The sequence below is a fragment of the Ruthenibacterium sp. genome, from assembly GCF_017421385.1.
In the GTDB taxonomy this organism is placed as follows: Bacteria; Bacillota; Clostridia; order Oscillospirales; family Ruminococcaceae; genus Ruthenibacterium; species Ruthenibacterium lactatiformans.
Genome location: NZ_JAFOIN010000060.1, coordinates 1 through 19,501, shown reverse-complemented (window position 1 = coordinate 19,501; position 19,501 = coordinate 1). Strand labels below are relative to the sequence as shown.

Below are 19,501 nucleotides of genomic sequence, written 5' to 3'. Positions count from 1 at the left end.
CCTTCAGAGACAAGGTTATTTGGTAACGGCACCTACAGTTACATAGGATTTAAGCATAGCTTGAATTTCGCCCGCTTATGGGGGCTTGGTTTTTTGCGTCCTTTTTCGGAATGGTACTCAGATTACAATGTTTCAACCTTTTCTCCTTCACATTTCTATCGAATCTCACCGTCTTTCAAACGGTTCATGCTTTTAAGTATACCATTTCTCCTTTTTCTTTTCCAGCATCATCTTTTTGAAAAAGCGGAACGGTCTTCCCATCCTGCCGGAGGAAGCCGCTGTCAGCCTGAACGCGGAAAATGAATCCGCTGTTTCGGCCGCACCCTCTCCCTCTCTGTACAAAACAAGCCGTTCTCATCATAGCACACCGCATGCGGACCATTGCCGGCGCGGACCTTATCGCCGGGCTGAGGGAGCGCCGGCAAGGCGCTCCCGATGAACGGATGCGCGCGGACGGCTCCTGGCCGGCACAAGACAGAACTGCGGCCGCACGTCGCAGACTGGGAGCTAAAATGAAACACACTGCAAAAAGCGGGACCTTCCCAAAAGAAGGTCCCGCTTTTATCTCGCCGCTACGCGTTTGCAAAGGCGGAGAACGCTCTGTAAGTCATATATACATCCAGCTTGGAGACAAGTTCAAAGGGCGAATGCATGGAAAGCACCGGCACGCCGATGTCTACCACGTCGATGTCGCGGTTCGCCACATATTGGGCCACGGTTCCGCCGCCGCCGAAATCCACCTTGCCAAGCTCGCCGGTCTGCCACAGCACATCCGCCCGGTCCAGAATGTCTGTTACATAGGCCATCATTTCCGCGGAAGCGTCATTGGTGCCGTATTTGCCGCGGGAACCGGTGTATTTTGTCACCACCACACCACGGTTCAGGTACGAGGCATTGCGTTTCTCCAGCACGTCCGGGAACGTGGGGTCGAACGCCGCGTTCACATCCGCAGACAGGCATTTTGCATTTTGGAGCATCAGTTTATAGTTTGCGCCCTGTGCGTCCGCAAGATAACCCAGGAAATGGAACACAAAATCGCTCACAAGGCCGGTGGGGCCGTCGGAGCCCACTTCTTCCTTGTCTGCCAGAATGCATACCGTAGTGTATTCCGGTTCCTTCACCCCCAGTTCCGCCTGCAGCGCGGTATAGGCGCACACGCGGTCATCGTGGCCGTACGCGCCGATCATACTGCGGTCAAAGCCCACATCCGACGCCTTGACGGCCGGAACGGCCTCCAGCTCCGCGCGGGTAAAATCACGTTCGGTGATGCCGTATTTCTCGTTCAGGAGCGTCAGCGTATACAGCTTGACGCGCTCTTTCAGTTCTTTGTCCGCATAAGGCAGCGAGCCGACCACGATATTCAGCTCCTCGCCCCGCAGACCGTCCGCCAGCGTGCGTTTATTCTGCTCTGCGCCCAGGTGAGGCAGCAGGTCCGTCACGCAAAACACAGGGTCTCCCGCTTCCTCGCCCAGGCGGACTTCCACCTTGGTGCCGTCCTTGCGGTACACTACACCGTGCAGGGACAGCGGCGTGGCTCCCCACTGGTATTTGCGAATCCCACCGTAATAATGCGTCTTGAACAGCGCGATGTCGCTGTCCTCGTACAAAGGATTCGGTTTGAGGTCAAGACGCGGGGAATCAATGTGCGCTACCATCAAACGCACGCCCTCGTCCAGCGGGCGCTTGCCCAGCGTAGCCAGAAGCATGGCCTTGCCGCGGTTGTTGTAAAAAACCTTGTCACCGGCTTTATATGTAACGCCCGTGCGCTGCATCGGCCGATAGCCCGCCGCCAGCGCACGGCGTTCCACCTCGGCAGCCGCCTCCCGCTCAGTCTTGGCCGCGTCCAGAAACGCCTTGTAGTCCACACAGAAGCGCTCGGCCTCCGCAACCGCGTCCGGCTGTTCATCCGCAATATGCGGCTGTGTGAACGTCAGTTTTTCCTGCAATTCCTTGCCCAGGCTCTTTTTTTCTTCCATTGTTTACACTCCTTCATCCTGCGCATAAAGCGCGAGATATTTTTGATAATTTTTATTGACCTTATGCACGTACAGGTTCATCTGCTCATAGGGAAATGCCGTAAGAGTTTTTCCATCCGCAGAATATTCCGCCTTCTGCAGCAGACTGTCCACAAGCCCCATGCCGCTGTGGTACGCCGCCGCCGCAGTGGAAAAATCCCCGTCATAGCGTGCAAGGCAGGTCGCAAGCAGATATGTGCCGAAGCGGATGTTCACCGCCGGGTCGAACAGATCGTCGAAAGTAATCTCCTCGCCGGGCGCGATCTTGGATTTGATCCACAGGAACGTCTCGTCTGTGATCTGCATCAGCCCCCGTGCCCCCACCTTGGATTCCGCCTCCGGCTTGAAGCCGCTTTCAGTACGGATGATGGCATACACCTTATTCTCGTCCACTCCGTACTCTGCGGCATACTGCTGCACCAGCGCGGCATAGGTGCGCGGATATGCCATTTCCTCCACGGCGCGCACCGCGTCCTTTACGAAAAAAACACCCGCCAGGCACAGCACGACAGCCAGCACGATATAGATATTCCGGTTATGTTTTTTCTTTTGTTCCATTCGTCTCCTTTGCGAGCAGACGTTCCAGCACCGCCTGCGCCGCCGCGCGCAGATGCCGCCCGTCTCCCGTATTCGCTATGATATAATCTGCCGCAGCACGCAGTACGTCCTCCGGCGTCTGTGCCGCAAGGCGCATACGCGCCGCCTGCTTGGAAATGCCGTCCCGCAGCACGATACGGGAAATAGCTTCCCGCTCGGGCGCGGTAACGACGATGATCGCATCGCAGTATTGCTCGAATGCCTCTCCCACGATGACCGCACCGTCCACAAACACGAACGGAACGCCCGTGCTTTGTGCCGCAGCCACGCCGTCCAGCAATTCCCGGATAATGGCGGGATGTGTGATATCCGTCAGCCGCCGCGTGCCCTCCGGTGTGGCAAAGGCCCGGGCCGCCAGGCAGCCCCGGTCCAGCGTGCCGTCCGGCAGAAGGATGTCCGAACCGAATGCATCGCACAACTGTGCAAGGCAAGGCCCGCCGGGACGCGTCACCTCACGTGCTGTCCGGTCCGCATCCAGTACAGGATATCCCAAAGACCCATAATAGGCCGAAACCGTGCTTTTTCCGGAGCCGGAGCGCCCTGTAATGGCAATCACCTTCACAGCCTACACCTCCACCACACGGAACGCCGCCGCGCGCAGCAAACGGTTGTAGACAGCCATAGCCACGCCCTCCTGCGCCGGGCAGCGGGCAAACACCGTTTTTGCACCGCGTGCATCCAGTTCACGCAGGGCTGAAAACAGCGCGTGCGCCTGCTCGTCCGGCTTGTCTGCGCGCCCGTATGTCACGCAGGGGCACGGCAACGCCGGTTCCTCCCCTGTAAAGCACAATGCATATACACCATCCGCGCAGTGCGATTTCATATATTCTTTATATGCATCAAAGCTGCCTTTTAGGATGGTTACGTCCGCCTTGGGCGCGTAGTGCTTATACTTCATGCCGGGAGAAGCCGCGCTTTCCCCGTCTTTCAATTTGTGCAGCACTGCGTCCGAAAGCGCCACAGCACAGCCCATTGCATCTTCCAGCTGCTCTTTGGTGATATAACCCGGACGCAGCAGCACCGGCTGTGCTCCTGCCAGAGAGATCACCGTAGACTCCACCCCCACGCTGCACGCGCCGCCGTCCAGGATCAAAGGAATCTTGCCCTCCATATCCGCCAGCACGTCTGCCGCTGTTGTGGGGCTTGGGCTGCCGGAAAGGTTTGCCGAGGGGGCCGCCAGCGGCACGCCCGCTGCGCGGATGACCGCCAGCGCCACCGGATGGCTGGGCATACGCACAGACGCCGTATCCAGCCCTGCGCACACGGAGTCCGCCACCGTTTTGCTGCGGGGCAGTATGAGCGTCAGCGGGCCGGGCCAAAACGCCTCCGCCAGCCGGTAAGCGGCGCCCGGCACTTCGCGCACCACCATAGGCAGCATGTCCAGAGATGCGATATGGGAAATGAGGGGATTATCCTGTGGACGGCCTTTGGCCGCGAATATTTTCGGCACCGCCTCGTCCGAAAGGGCGTTGGCCGCAAGGCCGTACACGGTCTCGGTGGGAATGCCCACCACCTCGCCCGCCCGCAAAAGGCGCGCGGCCTCAGCGACAGACGCCGCGCCGGCTTGTTTCAAACAGGTATGCAAAATTCATTCCTCCGTGGAAGCCTTCAGCTTTTCAGCCTGATCGGCCGTTACCAACGCATCGACGACCTCATCAAGCACGCCGTTCAGGATCGTATCCAGCTTGTAGAGCGTAAGGCCGATGCGGTGGTCTGTCAAACGGCCCTGAGGATAGTTATAGGTGCGGATACGCTCGGAACGGTCTCCCGTGCCCACCTGGCTGCGGCGTTCCGCCGCAATTTTAGAATCGTGCTCGGCCTGTTTTTGCGCCAGCAGACGGCTGCGCAGCACCTTGAGCGCCTTGTCCTTATTCTTGTACTGGCTTCGCTCGTCCTGACATTCCACGACCATCCCCGTGGGCAGATGCGTGACGCGGATCGCTGATGAAGTTTTATTGATGTGCTGGCCGCCCGCGCCCGAGGAACGAAACGTGTCGATCTTCAGGTCAGCCGGGTTGATGTCGATCTCGACCTCCTCGGCTTCGGGCATTACGGCTACAGTTACGGTAGAGGTGTGTACGCGGCCCTGTGTCTCTGTCTCCGGCACGCGCTGTACGCGGTGCACGCCGCTTTCAAATTTAAGGCGGCTGTACGCCCCCTCTCCCTCGATGGAGAAGCTCACTTCCTTCATACCGCCCAGCTCTGTCTCGTTGGCGTTCAGCACCTCATATTTCCAGCCTCGCGTTTCGGCATACATCGTATACATGCGGAACAGACTGTGCGCAAACAGGGCGGCTTCTTCGCCGCCCGCGCCGCCTCGGATCTCCACAATGACGCTCCGGTCATCATTTTCATCCTTGGGCAGCAGCAGGATCTTAAGCCGTTCCTCCAGAAACGCCATTTTTTCCTTGTTTTCTTCATATTCAGCCTGCGCGAGCTCTTTGAATTCAGCGTCCAGCCCACCTTCGTCCAACATTTCCTTTGCTTCGTCAAAGGCGCCTTTTGCCGCATCATAAGCGTCGTAGGCCTCCACGATGGGCGTCAGGTTTTTATAGTCTTTCATCAGGCTGCGGTACAGCTCGTTGTTGTTGATGACGGTGGGGTCCTGCAATTGATTGTTGATCTCGTCATAACGGTTGCGCACAGCCCTGAGCTGTGTAATCATATCCATAATAAAAACGCTCTCCTCTTATCGCTGTTTCAAAACTGCTTTTGTACGGCAAAGGAAAGCGCGGCTAGAGCGGCAAAGCCTCGCGCACCACTTTTTTGATGTTTTTTTCAATTTTGCTGCGCGGCACCATGACCTCCCGTCCGCATTTGGTACAGCGGATACGGAAATCCATTCCCACGCGCAGCACAGCGAAAGTGCTGTTGCCGCAGGGATGCGGTTTTTTTGTGATGATGCTGTCGCCCACCTGAACGTCCATGCTGTTTTCTCCCGTCAAGATAACTTCCATGCGCCGGCCGCCCATTTTTGGGGAATGCCGAGTGCTTAAATATTATATATCAAACCGTCCCGTTTAGCAAATATTCCCGCTTGTGTTCACATATATTTTACCAGTGCGCCCCTTTCCGGCCGTCCCAAACACTCTGCCCGCGGGACGGCCCTTTGCCCGGCGCGCGAATGGAAGCATGAAGGACGGTTGGAAACATGGAATATCGTGCTGAGGGAGCACAGCGCTTCCCCACAAGCTACACTCTGGACGCCCTGCGCCGCGCCATGACTGCGGGCGACATCCTGGAGAGCCGTGCGCTCTCCTTCGACAGCGAAAAGCGTCTGCATTTCCGGCTGGGCGAGATCGAAGCCATAATGCCCTACGAGGAATGCGCCGACGGTGTGCGCGAAGGCGCGGTGCGCGACATCGCGCTGATCACACGCGTGGGAAGGCCCGCGTGCTTTACGGTCATGGAGATCGACGAACAGGGGGCCGCGCCTGTGGCGCTGCTCTCACGCACACAGGCGCAGCAGCGCTGCAAAGCCGAGTATCTCGACCTGCTTCTGCCCGGCGACATCCTGCCCTGCCGGGTGACGCATCTGGAGAGCTTCGGTGCCTTTTGCGACATCGGCTGCGGGGTCCCGGCACTTCTTCCCATCGACTGTATGTCCGTGTCCCGTATTCAAAGCCCGGCCGACCGTGTGCACGAAGGCCAGGATATCCTGTGTGCCGTAAAAAGCCGGGACACCGAAGGGCGTATTGTGCTGACGATGAAAGAGCTGCTGGGCACCTGGCTGGAAAACGCCGCCGCCTTTGCCGCCGGTGAAACAGTGGTCGGCCTGGTGCGCAGCGTGGAGCCCTACGGTGTGTTCGTAGAACTCGCCCCAAATCTCGCGGGGCTGGCCGAGGCCGCTCCGGGGCTTGACTGCGGCCAACTGGTGAGCGTATATATCAAAAGCATCATTCCCGAAAAAATGAAAATCAAGCTGGTGGTGCTGCATGCTATGCGGGACGAGACCTTCGCCTTTCCGCTGGAATACCGCCTGCACGCCGGACATATCGGGCGGTGGATATACTCCGTGCCGGGCGCGGCCCGCGTGATAGAAACGATATTCGATGGCTGAAAGCCTTGCCGCGCAGTGCTGCCTCACTGCCGCGGCGTTGTTTTTCCTCGCCTTATCCGCCGTCTTTCGCTTTACTTTTCGGCCCCGGCGCGGTATGATTAAAATAAAGTATCGCATCCTTGCACAAAGGATATCACCGGGAGGGACACCATGGCGGGAAACGCTTTTACCGCCGGCGTAAAGCCGGGCGGGCTCACTACATCCACCGAAATACGCATCCTGCTGTGCTATCTGATTCAGCACGCGGGCACGCCCCTCTCCCAGGGAGAGCTGGAGACCGCGCTGCTTGGCGAAGAGCTTGTGAATTATTTTGAGCTTGCCAGCAATCTTTCGGATCTGCTGGAACAGGGCTTCGTGCGCGAGGAAAACGGGCGTTATACCATTCTGCCCGCAGGCGCGGACATCGCTGAAGCGCTGGCCGACGACGTGCCCCGCAGCGTACGGGACGCGGCCGTGCGCGCCACTCTGGCCGCGCAGCAGTTTGCACGCAAAGAGGCCCAGCATCACGCTCAGATCACGCCCGCGGCCTCCGGAACGGGTTACAATGTGCAATGCAGCATCCGCGATATGGAGAGCGACGTGTTCTCCTTCTCCCTTTACGTTCCGGATAAGCTGACGGCCAAACTGGCCCGCGCGCAGTTTATTGAAAACGGAGACGGCATCTATAAGCTGATGCTGGCTGCGCTGACGAGCAACGACGCGCTGGTTGCGGAACTTCTGAAAAAGAGCACGAATCTTTGAGCCGTGCGGCACAGGCAAAAACCGGCGGGAAAACTCCCGCCGGTTTTTGCCGCGGAACAAAAGCATGTCCTTTGACAGCCCTATATTCCCAAGCCGCCCGCAGCTTTTCCTCCTGTTCCTCCTTCCCCTATTGACAAAACCGTTCCGGCCTGTTAATATGAAGTCGACTTCATAAGAAGTAAGCTTCACATCCGGAGGAACGCATGAAAACAAAACTGAAAGAGCTGCGCACCGCCGCAGGGCTTACGCAGCAGCAGCTTGCCGACCGGACGCATGTTTCCAGCCGGACGATCATCTCCATCGAAAAAGAACAATACAGCCCCTCGCTGATGTTGGCATACCGGCTGGCACTGGTGTTCGGCGTGACCGTGGAGGAATTGTGCTGTCTTGCGGAAAACAAGAGCATGGAGGACGCTGTGTATGAAAACCTGTAAACATTTGACCTATACCCGGAAAATTCAATGGCGCATCCGCGCTCTTTGGCTGCTGCTTACCGGAATGCTCGTGTACATGGTGCTTATCGCGGAGCTTGGCGGCGGAGACTCGCGCATGATGACGCCGCTTGCCGACAAATTCAGCCGCATCGTGTTCTTCGGCGGGCTGGGCTATGTCATCGGACGTATTTGCAAAAACAAACAGCTGCTGCGAAGCAGGCAGCTTCTGCAGCAGCAGATGAAAACGGAACTGGACGAACGCAACCAGTATCTGCACGACAAAAGCGGCGGCATTGTGGCGGATATCCTGCTCGCCATCCTGCTCTTTGTCACGCTCACCGCGTCGATGTTCGACATGGCGGCTTTTTACACGGCATTTTCCGTGCTGGCCGCCGCCATCCTTCTGAAAGCTGCGGCGTACTGGTTTTACAGCCGTCAGGGCGGTGAACGCCCGCTCTGATGATCCTGGTAAACCCGGCGGCACGCTTCCGAATCCGGAAACGTGCCGCTGGGTTTTGTTTTTTCGGCTGTTCTTTATTTCCACAGTCCGAGCCGCTGTTTTAAAGCCTGGGCGGCACCTGTGCGGCCGCCTCGTCCTCAAGGCGGCGCAGCAGCGCCTGCACAGCCTGCACGGCTTTTGCAAGGGGTGCTTTCTCCTTTACCGTCTTATCCCTTGCGGCGAGTTCAAAACAGCCTTCTGCGCAGTTGCGCGGGCTGACGATCACGCGCACGGGTATGCCCAGCAGGTCCGCGTCTGCAAACATCACGCCGGCGCTCACGGTGCGGTCATCGTACAGCACCTCTACACCGTTTTTCTGCAGCGATGCGTACAATGCATTCGCCGCCGCTTTTGTTCCGGCGTCATCCGCCCGCAGGCAGCACAGATGCACCTGCCAGGGTGCGATGGCCAGCGGCCAGACGGGGCCGTGGTCGTCGTGCCGGACCTCGCACACGCATGCGGCCAAGCGGCCCACGCCGATGCCGTAGCACCCCATTACAGGCGTTTTTTCCGTACCGTCCGCATCAACATAACGCATGCCCATGGCCTGTGTATACTTGGCGCCCAGCTGAAAGATATTGCCCACCTCTACGCCGCGGGACACCCGAATGGCAGGCCTGCCGCACACCGGACACACACCGCCGTCCGGCAGCTTGGCAAAATCGTGATATTCCACCGTTCCGCAGTCCCGTTCAAGCTGCAGGCCCGTACTGTGGAATCCCTGCCGGTTTGCCCCGCAGACGAGATTGCCCGTGCCCTGCAGGGATGTGTCATACAGCACCGTCATCCCGCCGCACAGCCCCACCGGACCGATAAAGCCCGCGCAAAGGCCACTTTCCGGCGTAATAGCCGCCGGCCGGACATCGCAGCCCAGATAATTGGTCAGCTTGGTCTGGTTCGCCTCCAGGTCGCCCCGCAAAAACAACACCACATAGCTGCCATCCGTCTCCTTTTGGTATACCACAGCCTTGCAGCACTGCGCGGGTATGACATGCAAAAAGGCGCACAACGCCTCAATGGTGTGCGCGTCCGGCGTTTCCACCGTCTGCAGCGGCTGCAAAACTGCGGGCGGCTCATTGTGCGCCACACAGGCCGCAGCCTCCACATTGGCACGGTAGCCGCAGGCGCCGCACACCGCCACGGAATCCTCCCCGGCGGGCGTCAACAGCATGAATTCATGGGAAAGGCTGCCGCCCATCATGCCGGAATCCGATGCAACGGAAACCACCTCCGGCAGGCCTGCCCGGGCAAAAATGCGCTCGTAGGCGCGGTGGCAGCGCGCGTAATAACGTTCCAGGTCCTGCTGGGAAGTATGAAAAGAATATGCGTCCTTCATCGTGAATTCCCGCACACGGATGAGGCCGCCGCGGGGACGGGCCTCATCGCGGAACTTGGTCTGAATCTGATAGATCATAAAGGGATACCGCGCAGCCGTCCGGCCGTATTCCCGCACGAGCTGCACAGCGGCTTCCTCGTGTGTCATGCCCAACACCATGGGAGTGCCTGTGCGGTCTTGGAAACGCAGCAGCTCGCTTCCCACGCTCACATATCGGCCCGATTCCTCCCACAGCGCGCCGGGCAGCACCACAGGCATGGACACCTCCTGTCCTTCAATCGCATCCATCTCTTCGCGGATGATCTGCTCCAGCTTGCGGGTGACGCGGCGCAAGGGCGGATACTGGGAAAAGATACCGTTTGCGATGCCTTTCATGTAACCGCCGCGCACCATCAGCGCGTGGCTTTCGATGACACAGCCCGCAGGCCGTTCCCGAAAACGTTCCCCCACCAATTTGTCCAGCTTCATATTCGGCTCCTCCTTTGTGTTCGGCCGGGCCGGACGGTTCCCGCATACTGCAAAAAACGCCCCGGGCCGGCTGGTTAACAGTCGGCTCAGGGCGAACAGAATGTCCGTGGTACCACCTGAGTTCGGGAAATATCCCGCGCTCCGCCGCACACGGCGCAAAACGCCGGATGCGTTCCCCGGGTAACGGTGGGGGACCGGCACAGCTTAATGAGGACAGGCCCGTTCGCTGCGCGGCTCAAGGAGGGGTTCCGCGGGCCTTCCGGGAGGATTCTCACCAGCCATCCTCTCTCTGCGCCATCCAGCCGCGCCTACTGTTTCCTTGTCATCGCCATCTTGCTGATTCAATTTACCGCCGCTGCGCTGCGCAAAGCCATAAAGGAACGGAAGCGCAGGCCATCGCTTCTGCGGCTGTTTCTATCAGATTATCACACCGCGGGCCGCGCGTCAAGCCTATTTGCCCTGCGTACCGCCTTCTACCACGCCGCGGCCCGCAAGCACATTGAAAATGGTCTTGAAAAAAATCTTCATATCCAGCACAAAGTTTACATGTGCCGCATAATAACCGTCCAGTTCCGCCTTGACAGGAATGGGCAGCTCGTCCCGGCCATTCACCTGCGCGTAACCTGTCAGGCCGGGCACCAGCGCGTTTGCCCCGTATTTATCCCGCTCTGCAATCAGGTCTGCCTGATTCCAAAGCGCCGGACGCGGCCCGACGACGCTCATCTGCCCGGCCAGGATATTGAACAGCTGCGGCAGTTCATCCAAACTGGTTCGCCGCAAAAAGCGCCCGCTGCGCGTGATCATCGCCTCCGGGTTCTGCAGCAGATGCGTGGGCACATCATGAGGCGTATCGGCATACATGGAACGAAATTTAAGAATGCTGAACAGACGCTTGTCGCGGCCCACCCTTTTCTGGCGGAAAAAGACAGGTCCCTTGGAATCCAGCTTGACCCACGCCGCCAACACCAACAGCAGCGGCGAAAGCACGATGGTGCCCGCCAGTGCCAGCAAAAAATCCAACACACGTTTCACAACGCTTTTATACATCGGCTGCGCTCCTTAGTCGTAGTTATTTTCCGCATGATGGAACGTCGGCACCAGATCGATCAGCGCCTGCACCAGGTTGTCGCTGTTGTTGCTGTAAGCGATCTGCTTAAGCGTGGCCAGATGGTCGAAAAAGGTATCTTTATTGAGCTTGAGCGGCGCACCGACAAAAATCTTCTTATTATCTGTCTGGCGCAGGCCTTCCTCATCCATCAGCAGCTCCTCATACAGCTTTTCGCCGGGGCGAAGGCCTGTGAACTTGATTTCGATATCGCGGTACGGGATGAAGCCCGACAGCTTGATGAGGTTTTCAGCCAGATCCAGAATTTTGACAGGGTTGCCCATATCCAGCACGAAAATATCTCCGCCGTTGCCCATGGCCCCGGCTTCCAGAACAAGACGCACCGCCTCGGGGATCGTCATAAAATAGCGCACGATGTCCGGGTGTGTAACGGTGACCGGCCCGCCCGCCGCGATCTGCTCTTTGAACAGCGGCAGAACCGAGCCGTTGGAACCAAGCACATTGCCGAAGCGCACCGCTACAAATTTGGTTTTGCTTTTCTGCGCCAGCGCCTGGACGATCATCTCGCACAGGCGTTTTGTCGCACCCATCACGTTGGTGGGATTCACCGCCTTGTCCGTCGAGATGAGAACAAAACGCCCCACACCGTATTTGTCCGCCGAAAGCGCCACATTGTAGGTGCCGAACACGTTGTTTTTGACGGCCTCCTCCGGCGCGTCCTCCATCAACGGCACATGTTTATGCGCCGCTGCATGGAACACCACGTCCGGCTGATAGCGCGCGAACAGGCGGTCCACCTTTTTGGAATCGCGCACAGAGGCGATGCATACATCCAGCTTGAGCGCACTGCCGTAGCGGCGCTTCAGCTCCTGCTGGACGGAATAGGCGCTGTTTTCATAAATATCCACAATGATGAGCCGCTTTGGCCCGCAGGCCGCGATCTGGCGGCACAGCTCCGAACCGATGGAACCGCCGCCGCCCGTCACCATCACGACCTTACCGGAGACAAGGGTGTTCGTCAGGTCTGTTAATTCAATCTGCTCACGTCCCAGCACGTCCTCCACACGCACGTCCCGCACGCGCGAAAGCACGTCCTTCCCGCCGTTGGCGATGAGCTGTACGATATCCGGCAGGATGCGCACGTTGCACTTTGTCTTGTTGCAGATGCTCAGGATGCGCCGCTTGTTTTCGTCATCCACCGTTGGGATGGCGAACAGGATGGTCTCGATCTCGCAGCGCTCCACAAGCTCCGGGATATCCTCCGTAGTTCCCATGATCTCAATGCCCATGATGGAACGCCCCACCTTTTCCGGGGCGTCGTCCACGCAGCAGATGATGTTCATTTCAGGGGATTTGTTTTTTGCAAACTCGTGCAGCAGCGTGCTGGCCGCGTCGCCCGCGCCGATGAGCAGCGTGCGGCGGTTGGCCCTTGCCCGCTTTTTCAGCGTTGTGTTCCGGTACATGCGGTACGTCAGGCGCGAGTACAGCGTCAGCGACGAGGCAAACAGTGCGCTGAGCGCATAAACGGACCGTGGCACCCCCCGTTCCTCCCACCACAGCAGCAGCGTCACCACGACAAAAATCGACACCGCGACGGCCGACGCCACACACAGGCGGAAGAACTCCACGATCTCGGCATAGCGCCACAGGCTGTCATACATGCCCATCAGGCCGTAGACGATCTCATAGCAGCATACAAAGAAAAAGCAGCTGGAGATCAGCAGGCTGTTGTATTCGGAAAACGAGGTACGCCCCGCGATGAGCGCCCATGGCAGCATATACGACACCGTCACCACAACGACGTCGAACGCGATCAATATCTGCTTTCGGAACCGCTGTGCAAAGGCGGAAATATGGCTCAGCAAAATTTCATCACCAATCTTTATTTACATCCTGCCCTTTTGCAGGCCCGGTGGTACGCCTGCAAAGCGCGGCGTCCGGACGGCCCTGTGCGGGGCGGCGCGCGGAAACAGCCTCCGCGCCGCTTGATTCTTTCCTATTTTACACCATTTTCTCTCAATAATCAATGTTGGCATAAAATGCGCGCCGCAAACGCCGGAAGGGGCCGCGCCATATCCGGCGCGGCCCCGTGGAAAATATTATAAAATAATGCAGATAAGCCCCGAACAGCCTTCGTTGATAACGCGCTCAATGGTCTCCTGCAGGCGTGTGCGCGCTTCGGAGGGCATATGCAGCAGCTTGTTCTGCAGCCCCTCGTTGACAAGCTCATGCAGGCTCTTGCCGAAGATATTGCTCTGCCATATCTTGCCCGGGTCCTCCTCGAAATCAGCAAGCAGGCTCTTGACAAGCTCTTCCGACTGGCGTTCGCTGCCCACGATGGGCGCGACCTCTGTGGATATCTCGGTCCGTATCATATTGATGGACGGCGCGCTGGCCCGCAGGCGTACGCCGTATCGTCCGCCCTGATGGACGATCTCCGGCTCTTCCAGCGTCAGCTCGTCGATGCCCGGCATCACAATGCCATAGCCCGTGGCGTTCACCTCGTCCAGAGCGCTTTTGATCTTTTCGTACTGCGTTTTGATGCGCGCCAGATTGATGATGCACGGCATGAGGCTTGCTTCGTCGCATATCTCAAGCCCCGTTGTCTCTCCCAACACTTTGTAAAAGATATCGTCCTGCAGCTCCAGCGCCATAGTGGCGCAGCCCGTGCCCAGGTCTATGAACTTCATCTTGCTGGTCTTGACATATGGACACTCCACGGTCCGCGGCGAGGATGCGATGTCCTTCATCACGCTGGCGCCCGCCGCAAACTCCTGTACCGCTGTATATACAGCCTCCTGCAACCAATGTCCGTGATCCAGCATCGTGACCCATTTGGGCATCGAAAACGCGATCTCCTTGAGCGGGAACTCAAACAGCACGTTCTTGAGGATCTCGGTGATGGTCTCCTCCGTCAGCTCCACACAGCTCACGGGCATGACGGTACGGCCGTATTTTTTGCTCAGCTCCTCGGCTAGAGTCATGCTCTCCAGCGACTCCGGCGCGACGCAGTTGAGCAGAATGATAAACGGCTTCTGGATGGCTTCCAATTCTTCGATGACGCGCTCCTCGGCCTTCTCGTAGCCGCTGCGGGAGATATCGCTGATGGAACCGTCCGTGGTGACGACAAGGCCGATGGTGGAATGCTCACAGATGACCTTTCTCGTGCCGGTTTCCGCCGCTACATCGAAAGGGACCTCTTCGTCGAACCAGGGGCTTTTCACCATGCGGGGCTTTTCATTTTCCTCGTGACCCATGGCGCCGGGCACCATGTAGCCCACGCAGTCGATGAGACGTGTGCGGAAGGAGGCGCCGTCCTCAAGGTCGATGGAGACCGCCTGTTCGGGCACGAATTTCGGCTCGGTCGTCATGATGGTTCGCCCGGCGGCGGATTGCGGCAGTTCGTCGCGCGCCCGCTGGCTGAACGCCTCGCTCTGGATCTCAGGCAGCACCATCAGTTCCATAAAGCGTTTGATGAAAGTGCTTTTACCCGTGCGCACCGGCCCGACGACGCCGATGTAGATGTCGCCGCCCGTACGAGTGGCGATGTCTGTATAAAGATTGCAATGATCCATCCTGTTTTCTCCCCTCTCCTCAAGTAGCCGACGGTATCAGCAGGCGCTGCGGCGCTTCCAGGATGCCCGAGCCGGTATCGTTCGCGGCCGCAATAGCCTCCGGCGAAGCCGCATACCGCTTTGCGATATCGAACATATCCTCGCCTGCCTGTGCAAAATAGATGCGCAGAGCGATATCCCCGTCGTCCCGCACCAGCGGCGACGTGCACTGCACGTCGGCCAGCACCGTCTGTGTGGAGCGGAAGCTGACGATGCCCCGCACCGTCAAAACAATAGCCGCGCTGGTATCGTCCCCCACCTTGCGGGCCGAAACGCTGCCCACCGACGGATAGCACTGGGCGATCACGTCCGCCGCAGGCCGCGGATAACGGCGCGGCAGCGTATATTCACACACCTTGTCGTAGCAGTCTATCTCTTCCAGCGCATTGATGCACAGCAGATGCGCCATCACACGGCCGCGCAGCACCGCCTCGCCGTCCTGTTCGATGACCTCCATAGGCAGCGGCGTCGCCATCACATCAATGATGCGCGCGTTCTCGTCCGGCAGTTGGCCTGTGGTGACAGCCTCCACCTGCTGGGTGAACACGTCGGCAACCTCCTCCAGCGCCACCTGCTGCTGCGTGAGCACGGTCTCGCTTTCGGTGGAAAACGCGTCGCTTACCGCCATGTATTCCACCGGGCGGTACACCTTGACGTACAGCGCCGCCGTGGCGGAGATGGTGTTCTCACCCTCATCCTCACCGGAGCCTCCCGTGATGGTGCAGCCTGTGGGCTGCACCACTGCAAAACACTGGCAGTCCTCGGCCGCGCCCTCCACATCCAGTATCTCATTGAAAGGTATCTGCCGCGTGGTGTGTACCAGTGTGTGGCCAGGAGCCGTGCGGTATACCACCTCCGCGCGGATCTCGCCTTTGAGCACCGCCTTTCCGGAAACGAGCTTTACCTCGTTCACTGCGCCGGTGCACTGGGTACTGAGCACCATCTCCGGAGGCGCGTCAAACGCAATGCTTTCCTCAGCCGTGATAAGTTTTTCCTGCGATCCCACCGTCTTGCTGCCCGTGAGCGACGTTGTGCGCTGCTGGATGCCGCCGCCGGCCAGCGCGGTAATTACCTCCCCTTGTGCCTCGGCCACAGCCTCGATGGACAGAGCGAACGCGCCCCGGACGTCCACGCGTCGCTGGTTGACCGCCCGGCAGTTCACATACTCCGTCTCTCCCGAGACAAGCACGGTCGCCGGGCCCCAGCTTCCCGGCTTCACATCCACCTGTTTTGTGAACGGCAGCTTTTGTTCCGCCTGACACAGACTTTCGTCCCCTTCGGACTGGTAATATACCACGCACCGCAAATAACCGTCTACCGTGAGCCTGCCCGCCGTGACCTGCTTTTGCAGCACCACAAGATAAACAAAGCACTTGACGATCTTGAACACCTGCGGCAGGTAGTCCGGGATGAGCATTTCGGTCTCCACCGGGAGTTCCAGTTTTGTATCGCAGATGCTTTCCGCCGCGGTGACGGTATCTTTGTACACCTTTAATTCCATACGGCCTCGTCGCCCCTTTCGCTGTTCTAACTCATCTATATGAAGCGGTGCGGCGATGTATGCGAAAAAAACAAAATCGCCCGGTGCGCGGCACAGCGGAAAGCATGCGCTTTTCCGCGGCTGCCCACCGGGCGTTTTCATCCCGCGCGCCACCCGTTTTCCGGAGGCGCGCCTGCATGGGGTTCAGTTTTTTTTGATCTTGAAGATCGCCCTCAAAATACCGGACAGGCACTTCGGGCTTTTCCATACCACAACTTGCATCTCGGCACCTCGCTTTCCCCCGCATTTGGGCGCGGGTGCGGGCGCACCCGAACTCCCCTGCATTACTATATACAAAACAGGGGAAAAATGTTACCCGCGCGGCGGCTCCTTTCGCGAGAGCACCAGATAGATCATGCCCGCGGAAAACCGGAGCGTTGCCGTTTCGGCGGCGAACTCGTTGCTCACGCCGATGGGGAACGCATGTGTGAGCGTATAATCGTGCAGCGGATATTTCAGCCCCTCCAGCGTAACACCAGGCGCCTGCTCCCCGGCGCTGAAAATGGAGAAATACCACCCCGGCCGCGCCTGGATGCGGTGTGTGCCCGGCAAAAGGGCGGTCACCTCATTGTCCGTATCCGCCAGCGTCGCACACACTCCGTTTTTTGCCAAAAACACCAGCGTTTGCAGGTTGGCCAGCGTATGGTCCAGCCGCGCGCCTCCCAAACCGCCCACGATAACGACATCCGTCGCGCCCAGCTCCAGCGCCTTGCGGGCGGCGTAATAGGTATCGGTATCATCCTTTTCCGCCGGGAGGAACACCGTCTTTGCACCGGCCTCCGGACGCGGCGCACTGTCGTAATCGCCCAACAGAAGATCCGGCTCCACACCAACGCGGCAGGCATTTTCATAGCCCGCGTCGGCGGCAATGACATAGTCTGCGTCCGCCCACCAGCCGTGCAGCTCCGGCGCCGCCGGCAGGCCTGCAAAGATCACACATTTCATGCCTGCTTTCTTCCTTTCCATCTGCGTGCTGCACACAGGAAAGGAGCGGCAGATCACATCTGCCACTCCTTGACTTCTTTCGCCTCGTTGTACAACGTCACATAGCTTTCATAACGCGTTTTGTCGATCTCTCCCGCTTCCAGCGCCGCGCGCACAGCGCAGCCCTTTTCCACGGTGTGAGAACAGCCTGTGAATTTACATTGGCCGAAGTAGCGCTCCACCTCGGGAAACGCAAACTGCAGGTTTTCTTTCGGAATGTACGCGGCCCGCTCCATCTCCAAGCTGGCAAAGCCCGGTGTGTCGGCCACAAGGCCGCCGCAGCTTTCGTAAAGCACCACCTCACGGGTGGTATGGCGGCCGCGGCCCAGCTTCTGGCTGATTTCTCCTGTTTCCAGCTCGTGCCCGGGCAGCAGGGCGCTGAGCAATGTGGATTTGCCCACCCCGGAGTTGCCGCAGAACACGCTCAGCCTGCCGTCAAGCCGGGCGCGCACCGCGTCCAGCCCCTCGCCTGTCCCGGCGTTCACACACAGCACGGGAATATCCGAATGGGCATAACAGGCAGCCAACGGCTGCGCGTCCTGGAGATCTGTTTTTGTAATGACAAGCACAGGCTGTGCCCCCTTATCCACCGCAATGGCGGACAGCTTGTCGATGACCAGCGTACTAGGCACCGGCTGCACCGTGCTCACCACAATGAAAAACTGATCTACATTTGCCACAGGGGGCCGGACGAACACATTTTTACGCGGCAGGATATCCGCGATGACGGGCGCGCCTCCGTCCGTTTCCAGACGGACGATATCTCCCGCCACCGGCGTGATGCGCTTTTTGCGGAAGATTCCTTTCGGCTTGCATTCCACAAGCGAACCGCCCGTCTTCACATAATAAAACCCGCCGATGCCCTTTACGATATAGTTGTCAAACATCCGCAGCACCTCGCGCCGTTACGGCAGTGTCCCGTCGGACGGTACCGGCGGCGCCGTTGGGCCGGAAGTCACAGGCGGCTGCTCCGAGCCGGAATGCGGCGGCTCCGTTGAGCTGGATGCCGATGTCTCTGAGCTGGAGGACGGCGGCGTTGAACTTGACGGCGGCGTTTCCGAACCGGATGACGGCGGCGGCGAGCTGGAACTCGACGATTCCTCCGAATCGGATTCCGATTCAGGAGGTGCCGGAGGCGGTGCCACCACGGGCGGCGGACCGGATGAAACGGTGACCGTTACCACCGTACCGCGCATCACCATAGCACCCGCGTTCGGAGATTGAGCGATCACCGTGCCTGCCGGAGACGCATCCTCTACCGTCATGACCCGCATTGCCAGGCCGCGCTGCGTCAGGCGGAGGCTCGCCTGCTGTTCCGACGTAGAACCGATACAGGCAGGGACGGTAACATAAGACACCTCTGTGCTGTCACGGCGGATATACAGCGTCACCGTGGTGCCTGCCTTGACCACACTGCCCGCGGCAGGGTCTGTGCGCACAACGCAGTCCACCGGAACATCCGTGGTCTCTTCGGGCTTGATGAGCAGCGTCAGGTTCAGCGCACGCAACTTTTCCCGGGCGGTATCTTTGTTCCAGCCCGCAAGTTCCGGAACGGTCACCATTTCAACGCCCTTGCTCACTTTTGCCACAATGCGGGATCCCTCTTTCACCTGGCGCGGCGCACGGGGATTCTGGTCCACGATCTCTCCCACCGGCGCCTCATCGTCAAATACTTCTTCTTTTTCCAGTACAAAGCCGCTGTACGCCGCGTCGTCTTTCACGTCTGTCCAGCGCGTACCGATCAGGTTCGGCAGTTCCACATCTTCTTTCACGTCAAACAGGCCGTTTTCGGAAGTGCTGAACATCCAGTAGATCGAAACGGCGGAGCATATCACCACCGCCAGTGTCAAGAGCGAAATATAAAACAGTGCGTAATGCCGTCTCTTCTGTTTGCGTGCCTTTTGATGCGGCACAGCTTTCTGCTCGGCGGCCGGCTGCGCATGATATGCGGCCTCCGGTGCGGCGGAAAGCTCCGGAAGCCCTTCCGGCTCGTCCGGCAGCTCCAACTCTCCACCGGCATCTGCGTCCGCCTTTCCGGCGTCCTCCGCATCCTCCGAAGCGACGGGGACCTGTTCCGCCGGCGCGGCATTCTCTTTGCCTTCGGAAGCCTCCCCGGCCTGTACGTCCGCTCCCTCTTCAATTTCCGG

The 19,501-nt window shown here is 59.0% G+C and carries 20 protein-coding genes and 1 other annotated feature; of the genes, 5 read left to right on the top strand and 15 right to left on the bottom strand.

Features of this window, described 5'->3' with window-relative positions; all coding sequences use genetic code 11:
* Positions 1-303, top strand: a 303-nt coding sequence (locus IIY41_RS06325) for a hypothetical protein (RefSeq protein WP_287400156.1), incomplete at its 5' end; no start/stop codon positions are given.
* 269 nt (positions 304-572) lie between these two features.
* On the opposite strand, the gene IIY41_RS06320 is transcribed toward IIY41_RS06325, so the two are convergent.
* From IIY41_RS06320 to IIY41_RS06295, 6 genes are all read right to left on the bottom strand, one after another.
* A complete protein-coding gene (locus tag IIY41_RS06320) occupies positions 573-1,976 on the bottom strand; it encodes an aminopeptidase (RefSeq protein ID WP_117473470.1) in 1,404 nt (467 codons plus the stop codon).
* Positions 1,977-1,979: 3 nt separating this feature from the next.
* Positions 1,980-2,573 (bottom strand): lytic transglycosylase domain-containing protein, encoded by a 594-nt coding sequence (locus IIY41_RS06315; RefSeq protein ID WP_009325493.1) that lies wholly within the window; start codon positions 2,571-2,573, stop codon positions 1,980-1,982.
* The gene (gene coaE, locus IIY41_RS06310) at positions 2,551-3,174 is read right to left on the bottom strand and encodes a dephospho-CoA kinase (protein WP_117473471.1); all 624 of its coding nucleotides are present in this window, start codon (positions 3,172-3,174) and stop codon (positions 2,551-2,553) included. The genes IIY41_RS06315 and coaE overlap by 23 nt, the downstream gene beginning before the upstream one ends.
* 3 nt (positions 3,175-3,177) lie before the next feature.
* Positions 3,178-4,197 carry an L-threonylcarbamoyladenylate synthase gene (locus IIY41_RS06305; protein ID WP_050006217.1) on the bottom strand — a complete coding sequence of 340 codons (1,020 nt, stop codon included), beginning with the start codon at positions 4,195-4,197 and terminating at the stop codon, positions 3,178-3,180.
* A 3-nt stretch (positions 4,198-4,200) separates the two neighbouring features.
* On the bottom strand, positions 4,201-5,277 hold the full coding sequence (gene prfA / locus IIY41_RS06300; protein WP_050006240.1) for a peptide chain release factor 1: 1,077 nt from the start codon (positions 5,275-5,277) through the stop codon (positions 4,201-4,203).
* A gap of 70 nt (positions 5,278-5,347) precedes the next feature.
* Complete coding sequence (locus IIY41_RS06295; RefSeq protein WP_040910461.1) at positions 5,348-5,539, bottom strand: DUF951 domain-containing protein; 192 nt, start codon at positions 5,537-5,539, stop codon at positions 5,348-5,350.
* A 224-nt stretch (positions 5,540-5,763) separates the two neighbouring features.
* On the opposite strand from IIY41_RS06295, the gene IIY41_RS06290 reads away from it, so the two are divergent.
* The 4 genes from IIY41_RS06290 (at position 5,764) to IIY41_RS06275 (ending at position 8,307) form a co-directional block, all read left to right on the top strand.
* Positions 5,764-6,672 (top strand): S1 RNA-binding domain-containing protein, encoded by a 909-nt coding sequence (locus IIY41_RS06290; RefSeq protein ID WP_117473472.1) that lies wholly within the window; start codon positions 5,764-5,766, stop codon positions 6,670-6,672.
* Positions 6,673-6,822: 150 nt separating this feature from the next.
* Complete coding sequence (locus tag IIY41_RS06285) at positions 6,823-7,413, top strand: DUF4364 family protein (protein ID WP_009325480.1); 591 nt, start codon at positions 6,823-6,825, stop codon at positions 7,411-7,413.
* Positions 7,414-7,616: 203 nt separating this feature from the next.
* Entirely contained in the window at positions 7,617-7,847 is a 231-nt protein-coding gene (locus tag IIY41_RS06280) for a helix-turn-helix transcriptional regulator (RefSeq protein ID WP_009325479.1), read from the top strand.
* The gene (locus IIY41_RS06275; RefSeq protein ID WP_009325476.1) at positions 7,834-8,307 is read left to right on the top strand and encodes a hypothetical protein; all 474 of its coding nucleotides are present in this window, start codon (positions 7,834-7,836) and stop codon (positions 8,305-8,307) included. Before IIY41_RS06280 ends, IIY41_RS06275 begins: the two co-directional genes overlap by 14 nt.
* 100 nt (positions 8,308-8,407) lie before the next feature.
* On the opposite strand, the gene IIY41_RS06270 is transcribed toward IIY41_RS06275, so the two are convergent.
* The 9 genes from IIY41_RS06270 to IIY41_RS06235 all read right to left on the bottom strand — a co-directional run.
* On the bottom strand, positions 8,408-10,150 hold the full coding sequence (locus IIY41_RS06270; protein WP_205488605.1) for a proline--tRNA ligase: 1,743 nt from the start codon (positions 10,148-10,150) through the stop codon (positions 8,408-8,410).
* Positions 10,151-10,234: 84 nt separating this feature from the next.
* Positions 10,235-10,485: a binding site (T-box leader), on the bottom strand.
* A gap of 115 nt (positions 10,486-10,600) precedes the next feature.
* The gene (locus IIY41_RS06265; RefSeq protein WP_050006221.1) at positions 10,601-11,197 is read right to left on the bottom strand and encodes a sugar transferase; all 597 of its coding nucleotides are present in this window, start codon (positions 11,195-11,197) and stop codon (positions 10,601-10,603) included.
* Between the two features lie 12 nt (positions 11,198-11,209).
* Positions 11,210-13,081, bottom strand: coding sequence for a polysaccharide biosynthesis protein (locus tag IIY41_RS06260; RefSeq protein WP_287400155.1), 1,872 nt, complete (start codon positions 13,079-13,081; stop codon positions 11,210-11,212).
* A gap of 234 nt (positions 13,082-13,315) precedes the next feature.
* Positions 13,316-14,791, bottom strand: a complete 1,476-nt coding sequence (gene spoIVA / locus IIY41_RS06255) for a stage IV sporulation protein A (RefSeq protein ID WP_058723708.1) — start codon at positions 14,789-14,791, stop codon at positions 13,316-13,318.
* A 19-nt stretch (positions 14,792-14,810) separates the two neighbouring features.
* Positions 14,811-16,331, bottom strand: a complete 1,521-nt coding sequence (locus IIY41_RS06250; protein ID WP_050006224.1) for a DUF3794 domain-containing protein — start codon at positions 16,329-16,331, stop codon at positions 14,811-14,813.
* 183 nt (positions 16,332-16,514) lie between these two features.
* Positions 16,515-16,592, bottom strand: a complete 78-nt coding sequence (gene spoVM, locus IIY41_RS14085) for a stage V sporulation protein SpoVM (protein WP_353806302.1) — start codon at positions 16,590-16,592, stop codon at positions 16,515-16,517.
* Positions 16,593-16,682: 90 nt separating this feature from the next.
* On the bottom strand, positions 16,683-17,315 hold the full coding sequence (locus IIY41_RS06245) for a thiamine diphosphokinase (RefSeq protein WP_069971836.1): 633 nt from the start codon (positions 17,313-17,315) through the stop codon (positions 16,683-16,685).
* A gap of 53 nt (positions 17,316-17,368) precedes the next feature.
* Positions 17,369-18,241 (bottom strand): ribosome small subunit-dependent GTPase A, encoded by an 873-nt coding sequence (gene rsgA, locus IIY41_RS06240; protein ID WP_009325455.1) that lies wholly within the window; start codon positions 18,239-18,241, stop codon positions 17,369-17,371.
* Positions 18,242-18,259: 18 nt separating this feature from the next.
* Positions 18,260-19,501 (bottom strand): PASTA domain-containing protein (locus IIY41_RS06235; RefSeq protein ID WP_287400154.1); only part of this gene is annotated, 1,242 nt, incomplete at its 5' end.

What these genes read in the sequence shown, in the direction of transcription:
- IIY41_RS06320 (WP_117473470.1), bottom strand. Translation starts at nt 1,976, where the DNA reads ATGGAAGAAAAAAAGAGCCTGGGCAAGGAATTGCAGGAAAAACTGACG.
- IIY41_RS06315 (WP_009325493.1), bottom strand. Translation starts at nt 2,573, where the DNA reads ATGGAACAAAAGAAAAAACATAACCGGAATATCTATATCGTGCTGGCT.
- prfA (WP_050006240.1), bottom strand. Translation starts at nt 5,277, where the DNA reads ATGATTACACAGCTCAGGGCTGTGCGCAACCGTTATGACGAGATCAAC.
- IIY41_RS06295 (WP_040910461.1), bottom strand. Translation starts at nt 5,539, where the DNA reads ATGGACGTTCAGGTGGGCGACAGCATCATCACAAAAAAACCGCATCCC.
- IIY41_RS06290 (WP_117473472.1), top strand. Translation starts at nt 5,764, where the DNA reads ATGGAATATCGTGCTGAGGGAGCACAGCGCTTCCCCACAAGCTACACT.
- IIY41_RS06285 (WP_009325480.1), top strand. Translation starts at nt 6,823, where the DNA reads ATGGCGGGAAACGCTTTTACCGCCGGCGTAAAGCCGGGCGGGCTCACT.
- IIY41_RS06280 (WP_009325479.1), top strand. Translation starts at nt 7,617, where the DNA reads ATGAAAACAAAACTGAAAGAGCTGCGCACCGCCGCAGGGCTTACGCAG.
- IIY41_RS06275 (WP_009325476.1), top strand. Translation starts at nt 7,834, where the DNA reads ATGAAAACCTGTAAACATTTGACCTATACCCGGAAAATTCAATGGCGC.
- IIY41_RS06270 (WP_205488605.1), bottom strand. Translation starts at nt 10,150, where the DNA reads ATGAAGCTGGACAAATTGGTGGGGGAACGTTTTCGGGAACGGCCTGCG.
- IIY41_RS06265 (WP_050006221.1), bottom strand. Translation starts at nt 11,197, where the DNA reads ATGTATAAAAGCGTTGTGAAACGTGTGTTGGATTTTTTGCTGGCACTG.
- spoIVA (WP_058723708.1), bottom strand. Translation starts at nt 14,791, where the DNA reads ATGGATCATTGCAATCTTTATACAGACATCGCCACTCGTACGGGCGGC.
- IIY41_RS06250 (WP_050006224.1), bottom strand. Translation starts at nt 16,331, where the DNA reads ATGGAATTAAAGGTGTACAAAGATACCGTCACCGCGGCGGAAAGCATC.
- spoVM (WP_353806302.1), bottom strand. Translation starts at nt 16,592, where the DNA reads ATGCAAGTTGTGGTATGGAAAAGCCCGAAGTGCCTGTCCGGTATTTTG.
- IIY41_RS06245 (WP_069971836.1), bottom strand. Translation starts at nt 17,315, where the DNA reads ATGAAATGTGTGATCTTTGCAGGCCTGCCGGCGGCGCCGGAGCTGCAC.
- rsgA (WP_009325455.1), bottom strand. Translation starts at nt 18,241, where the DNA reads ATGTTTGACAACTATATCGTAAAGGGCATCGGCGGGTTTTATTATGTG.